The organism is Pseudomonas sp. K5002, assembly GCF_013386655.1.
Lineage (GTDB): Bacteria > Pseudomonadota > Gammaproteobacteria > Pseudomonadales > Pseudomonadaceae > Aquipseudomonas.
In genome coordinates, this window is sequence record NZ_JACARK010000344.1 from 1 (window position 1) to 6,621 (window position 6,621).

At 59.6% G+C, this 6,621-nt stretch carries 7 protein-coding genes; 4 read left to right on the forward strand and 3 right to left on the reverse strand.

The annotated features are described in order from the left end of the window. From HX846_RS16810 to HX846_RS16820, 3 genes are all read left to right on the forward strand, one after another. On the forward strand, positions 1–683 hold a 683-nt coding region (locus tag HX846_RS16810; RefSeq protein WP_306173125.1), incomplete at its 5' end, for a lipocalin family protein. Positions 684–827: 144 nt separating this feature from the next. Continuing rightward, entirely contained in the window at positions 828–1,811 is a 984-nt protein-coding gene (locus tag HX846_RS16815) for a hypothetical protein (RefSeq protein ID WP_178965747.1), read from the forward strand. A gap of 2 nt (positions 1,812–1,813) precedes the next feature. Beyond that, positions 1,814–2,176, forward strand: a complete 363-nt coding sequence (locus HX846_RS16820; RefSeq protein WP_003210265.1) for a hypothetical protein — start codon at positions 1,814–1,816, stop codon at positions 2,174–2,176. A gap of 18 nt (positions 2,177–2,194) precedes the next feature. Here HX846_RS16820 and HX846_RS16825 read toward each other — a convergent pair whose 3' ends face one another. Further along, positions 2,195–3,292 carry an SMP-30/gluconolactonase/LRE family protein gene (locus tag HX846_RS16825; RefSeq protein ID WP_003210263.1) on the reverse strand — a complete coding sequence of 366 codons (1,098 nt, stop codon included), beginning with the start codon at positions 3,290–3,292 and terminating at the stop codon, positions 2,195–2,197. Continuing rightward, the gene (locus tag HX846_RS16830) at positions 3,289–3,966 is read right to left on the reverse strand and encodes a sterol desaturase family protein (protein ID WP_178965748.1); all 678 of its coding nucleotides are present in this window, start codon (positions 3,964–3,966) and stop codon (positions 3,289–3,291) included. The genes HX846_RS16825 and HX846_RS16830 overlap by 4 nt, the downstream gene beginning before the upstream one ends. 174 nt (positions 3,967–4,140) lie before the next feature. Here HX846_RS16830 and HX846_RS16835 point away from each other — a divergent pair, with 174 nt between their 5' ends. Then, positions 4,141–5,607 carry a hypothetical protein gene (locus HX846_RS16835; protein WP_003210259.1) on the forward strand — a complete coding sequence of 489 codons (1,467 nt, stop codon included), beginning with the start codon at positions 4,141–4,143 and terminating at the stop codon, positions 5,605–5,607. Here the strand turns inward: HX846_RS16835 and HX846_RS16840 are convergent. Then, positions 5,608–6,621: PLP-dependent aminotransferase family protein (locus tag HX846_RS16840; protein ID WP_178965749.1), on the reverse strand; the 1,014-nt coding region annotated here is incomplete at its 5' end.

Consider the following 6,621-nt stretch of genomic DNA (forward strand, 5'->3'; position numbering starts at 1 on the left):
AGGCAGGGGCCCAGGCGGTGCCGTTCAATGCCTGGATCGATGACTGGAATTTCGCCACCCGCCCCGGTGCAGCCAGCCCCCTGGCGGACATGCAACTCAAGGCTGCAGGCGAGCATTTCAACTACGACCTGCACCTGACCTCCAGCCGCCCGCTGGTGCTCCAGGGCGACAACGGCTACAGCCGTAAGTCCGACCAGGGCCAGGCGTCGTACTACTACAGCCAGCCGTTTTTCCAGGCAGATGGCCGCGTGACGATCGACGGAAAAAACTACCCGGTGACCGGCACCGCGTGGCTCGACCGCGAGTGGAGCAGCCAGCCCCTGACCGCCAGCCAGACCGGCTGGGACTGGTTCTCCCTGCACCTGGACAGTGGCGAGCAATTGATGCTGTTTCGGGTGCGGCAGAAAGACGGGCCGTCGTACCTGACGGGCACCTGGATCGACCAGGAGGGCCGCACCCAGACCCTGCACAACCAGGACATCCAGCTGACCCCACTGACCACCACCGCGATCGATGGGCGCAGCATTCCCACCCAGTGGTCATTGAAGATCCCGGGCAAACATCTGGATATCACCACGGAAGCGGTCAACCCAAAAGCCTGGATGAACCTGAGCATTCCTTACTGGGAAGGGCCGGTGAAGTTCCAGGGTGGGGTGGGGTACCTGGAGATGACGGGATACTGAGTCCGGCGATTTTTTTGTAGGCCTTGATTACCTGCCAGGTAGGTGATTTCCCAAATGTAATTTCAGCTGTTCCAACCTTGTGTCCGGGCCGTGTTCGCCTGCCTATATTCCTGCGCCATATCCATTACATCAGGGATGTAAGTGATGGCGCAGGGATACATCAATGACCGCACCACGGACTACCTCAGTTTGAAATCCCGGTTACTGACCGGGGCCAGTCGGCAACTCTCCGATCAATTCGACGCGTTGAACCTGCATTTGCGCCAGACAAGCCTGGTGACGCCGGGGCAGATGGTGATCGTTCCCGATGCCTACGCTGTGGCTTGCACTACTGATGATGCATGGTTGATGCGCCATGCCCAGGAGATTCAGCGCAATCTGGAGTTGGATGCCTCGGCTGGGGCGGCGGTGATCAATAACTATGATCTATTCCAGAGTTTATTGGCTTATAGCTCGGTGGGAGTCGGCAGTTCGACGGCGGCCTGGGGGCGACACCTGGACGAGGTTCAGCGCACTCTGGAAGAAATTGAGCGTTTGCATCAACAACTCAAGGATGGAGCCTTGAATAAGAAAGCGTTTATCCAGAAGCGGCAGATGTTGTTCCGGCGCTTGGATACTCAACTTCAAGGTGCGGCGCGATTTGGCACGAGCCTGAAAACCAATAAGTCACTGAAAAAAGTACTGGGTATTTCCACCAAGAGTTATCTGCACAAGAGTGAAATCGTGGGCTACACGCAGCGGATTCGCAGCATTGCCGAGACGTCGAGGTTTTTGGGCAAGGGGACGTATGTGGGGTTGGCGTTGGATGTGGGTGTGGCGGGGTTGGAGATCAAGGAAGCATGTATGGAGGGGCGGGAGGCGATGTGTAGGCGGGCGAAGTATGTGGAGGGTGGGAAGTTGGTGGGCGGGGTAGGCGGGGCCGCTATTGGAGGGACTCTGGGGGCTGCGCTCGGGAGACGTTTATGCGGGATAGTCATGGGGGTTGCGGTGAAAGGGCAGGGTGCGCTGGTCTGCGGGATCATCGGCGGTGCTGCCGGAGGTTATGCCGCCGGGAGTACGTTTGGGCGTGCCGGTGAATGGGGTGGAGAAATGATGGGTGACCTGATGTATCAGCCTGATGGGGCTTGATCATGTCTTATTATGATTTTTTCACTGTTACGTTGCTTTTATGGATGCTTATCAACTTGGGACTGTTGCTCTTCGTCGCGTACAGAAAACTCGATGAGTTGGAAAGCTATTTCACCGAAAACGAGGCCGTTCAACGCACCAAGCGTTTTTGGCGCAGGAATCTGCCGATCGACAAAACCATGCGAATGGTTGTGATCGTCGAGCTGCTGTCCATGCCAAAACGCCATTTGAAAAAGGGCGAGGTAACTGAGGCAGAGTTGACGTCCGTCCCCGTGGCCCTGAAGCGATGGGCAGTATGGCCCTATTACGGCGGAATGGTTTTGATGGTCCTGGCAATCATTTGGGAGGTCTGGTCCAAGCCATAGCCGAGGGGCTTTTTTTCGCTATTGCGCCAACGCCACTTTGAGTGGCAAGCGCGCCATACCGGTGTTTTTAAGCGAACCCAGATACAACCAGTCACCGTACTCACGTGCCGTGGTGACGGGCGAGTAGTTACCGCTGCTGCCATCCTGCAGGTTCGCGATCACCTTGCCGTTCACGTCCAGCCCGAGCACAAAGGCCTTACGCTCGATGGGCTTGGGCACCACCATCAGTGCCCGTACCATGATCTTGCGCATCAGCGGGTAGCCGGCAAAACCGTCGAGCAGCGGGTTGCGCGGTGAATACAAGGCAACCCAGAACCGGTCCTTGCCGTTGAAACTGAGGTTGTCCGGCAGGCCCGGCAGGTTGTCGATAAACAGGTCGTGGACGCCGGCCTTGTCGCCCTTGAGCCAGTAGCGGCTGATGCGATAGGCGCCGGTTTCGTTGACCAGCACATAGTCTTCGTTCGGCCCCAGGGCCACGCCATTGGCGAATTGCAACTGGTCCAGCAATACCTCGGTGTGGCCGGTGCTGAAGTCATACCGTAGCAAACGGCCGTCACCGCCGTGCTCGATCACCGCCTCGCCGTCTTCCCCATAACCCCATCGGCTTGATGCATCGCTGAAGTACGCATAACGCCCGGCGGCGTCGACAGTGACGTCATCGACAAAGCCAAACGGCAGGCCGGCGGCGCTGGTGGCCAGGGTGGTGAGATTGTGCTGGGTGTCGAGGGCGAGCAGGCCCTTGATCCCATCGGCAATGATCAACCGCCCGTCCGGATGCAGGGCCAGGCCCAGGGGGCGACCCTGGGTGTTGGTCAGCTCTTCGAGAACGTGGCTTTCGGGGGCCGTGCGGATGATGCGCCCGTCATGCAGGCCGGTGATGAGGAACCCTTTGCCATCCAGCAACAAGGCTTCGGGCCCGGCGATGTCCTGGGCGCCGGTTCTTTTCACGTCCTTGAGGCGCTGGTTTTCGGCGTAGGGCCCGTCCTTCAGGGATGGCGCCTTGGGCGGCGACCAGTTGACCGGTTGCACTTTGGTGGGCATCAGCAGCAGGAAGGCGACGATGGCGGTCAGGATCAGCAGGACCAGACGACCAACGTTGCTTGGACGGGTACTCATGACGATTCCTGGTGATCAGTGGTGGGCGGTTCCCAATGCAGGGTGCCGAACAGATAGTCCATCAGCGGCAGGACGATGTTGAAGTTGCGTCCCTGCATCAGTTCGCGCCGGTGATGCAGGGCGTGCAGGTGGTGCATCTGGCGGATCCACGGCAGGCGGGCCACGGGGTGGTCGGGGGGCAGGTGTTCGCAGGCGTGGAAGAATTCATAGAGCAGGTAGCCGAGGATCATGCAGCCGGCGAACAGGCCGGCGATGTTGGGGTTGAGGTGTTTGAGCAACCACCAGGCGGGGAGGGTCACGGCCAGGCTGTGGACCAGGATGAGCCAGGCGGGGAACAGGATGACACGCCAGTCTCGCGGGCTGTCGTAGGTCATGTGGGCGGGGGTGAAGAAGCTGTGGTGGTCGCCGGTGTGGCGGGCGTAGAACAGGCGGGCGAAGGTGTGTTTGTGATGGCCCAGGTGACGGTGGACGAGATAGATACACAGGTTGAAGAAAATCAGGGTGAGGGGGATGGCCAGCCATTCCAATGGCTGGATTTGCCTGGTGGTGGACCAGAACAGGCTGATGCAGAGCAGGCCGTAGCCGAAAACGAAACCAGCGTGGAGCCACGGGTTGTAGGAGGGGTGGATGCTGGCGCGGTAGGTGGAGCGGAAAGCCTCGGTGGGGTGAGTCATTGGGAGCGCTCGGTGTCGTTTTTGTTGGGGATGAGCGTAGTCGGGATTGGCGCATCTATCCTGCCGCCATAAAAATACTGTACATGCATACAGTTATGTCCTACATTCCATCCCAGGTGACCGGATGTCGCCGATCACCTGAGCTTCAATTTTTTAACTATGGATGGATAAAAAATGAAATCGAAAAAAGCGTTCATGCTCGGAGCCGCCATCGCGGCGTCCTGCTTCGTTTCGGCCTGCGCCCTGGCCGAACAATCTCCTGCACACTTGACGCCGCAACCGTTGCAGCAAGCCGTGCAACAAGCCCTCAAGAGTGGCGGCAACGTCACGGCGCAGAAGGCGTCGGCTGCCTTCCTGGACAAAATCAAAACCTCGCAGCAGCTGAAAAAGCCGGTGCAGGCTGCCAAGGCCTTGAGCGGGGTTGTGGTCGCCGAGCCTGTACAGGCAGATAGCGCCAAGGTGGATGCCCAGGCCGTGGCGGCCCAGGCGTTCACGCCGCTGTGCCAGACCCTCGGCATCAACCAGATGTATAACCTGGACGGTGTGCAAACCGGCAACGACGTCTGCTACCACTTCAACGTGCCGCAAAAAGCACGGGCGACTGTGATGCTGGTAGGGCAGAGTGCTGCCACCAACATGTCCCTGACCCTGTTCCAGGACGACGGCCAGAACAACATCACTTCTCTCGGCACGTCGGATAACCCGGGCAATGCCAACGAGGTGTTGGCTGGCGTACTGCCACCTGGCGACTACTACTGGTTCATGCATGCCAATTCCGCTGACGGTTCGCCGTTCAGTTTCGGCGTGGATATCAACATGACGATTGACGATTTCGAGCCTAACGACAGTTTCGAAACGGCTTATCAACTGCCGGATACCCTGAACTACGTCACGGGTAACTCCGACACGGCGACCGATGAAGACTACTTCTCCTTCAAGGCCCTGCGCGGGCAGAAGGTCAGTGCCTATTTCGACGGTGTAAACGAGAGCGATCGGGGCCAGTGGATTTCCGAGTATTTTGACGGCGTCAAATGGATCCCGATCAGCCCCAAGGCGAAAATCACCTGGCCAACGCCATCGGTTAATGGCGTGGTGAACGTACGGGTGCGGCCTAACCCGGCCGCAACCTGGAAGGCTACGGCGCGCTACAAGCTGTCGCTGGGCTCCACACCCGAGGTGTTGAGCCACAGTGTGCAAGGTGACAACGTGGTGCGGATCCCGGCTTCGGCCAATGACTACGACCCGTTCATGACCACCCAGGCGGCACGTGACTTGAGCTGGGCCGTGACCTGGGCCGACAGCACCGGTAAACGCCTGCAGGGATTGACCCCGTATCTGCAACTCGACAAGCACGTCAACCGTAATACCTACCTGCCGGTGTACATCCCTTACTACGGTTCGGTAACCGGCGTGTCGGGCGCGGCATCCGGTACGGTCAACCTGGGCAACTGCGCGGGTGAGGCGACTGTCAGGTATGTGTCCTACGACTCGGGTTACAAAAATACCTGGGAGACCAACTACAACTTCGCCGTTTGGCGCCTGCGCATCGAGGAGTACCCGGATGTCGGCGTGGGTGGCGACGCTACCCCGGTGAGCATGGCTCATATCTGCAGCCAGCGCGTGATCTCCAGTGAACGGTGATCAACCCTCCGCTTGATCCGTAACCCCGGCGCCAACTCTTCGGGTTGGCGCCCCCAGCAACCCTTCAAACTGCGCCTGAACCCGCCCTTCGTCGCAATGCGCCACATTAAACCGCATGAAATCCCGCAACCCCGGCTCATACCCGAACAACGCCCCCGGCGCCAACACCATCCCGCGTTTCAACCCGGCTTCAGCCAGCCGCTCACCATTTACCCCCGCCGGCAACCGCGCCCAGATAAACATCCCCCCCTCAAACCCCATCGGCAATTCACACCCACAACGCCGCAGCCACTGCTCAACCCGCCCCCCAGCCTCCAGCAGCCGCTGAACCATGCGCTTGCGATGCCGGGCATACCCACCCTCACTCAGCAGCCGATACACAATCTGTTCGAACAGCTCCGACGTTATGCCGCCGCTCATCAACTTCATATTGGTCAGATTCGCCGCCAATTGCGGCGCCGCCACCACATAACTGACCCGCGCGTTCGCCGTCAGCACCTTCGAAAACCCCGACAGGTACGTCACCTGCTCCAATCCCGCCAAAGTCGCCAGGCGCGGCGGCGGGTTAGGGTGCAAATCCCCGTAAAGATCATCCTCAACGATATGGCAGCGATACTCCCGGGCCAGTTGCAACAACCGAAATGCCTGGCTCGGGCTGAATGAATGCCCGGTGGGGTTATGCAACACGCTGGTGGTCAGGTACAGGCTGGGACGATGCTCCGCCAACAACTGCTCCAACGCGACAAAATCAAACCCGTCAGGCCGCCGGGCGATCGTCACCACCTTGACCCCATGCAACGCCAGGTTCGCGTGGAAGTTGAAATAACACGGTGCATCCAGCAGCACCGTGTCCCCGGGCCGCGCCAGCAGGCGCATGAGCATGTCCAGGCCTTGCACCGTGTTGGGCGTGGTGATGATTTGTTCCACCGGCACCGACAACCCTTCACCGTGCAGTTTCTGTTGCAGCGCCTGGCGCAACGGCAGCAGGCCCGCCGGGGTGCCCAGCCCGGCGAT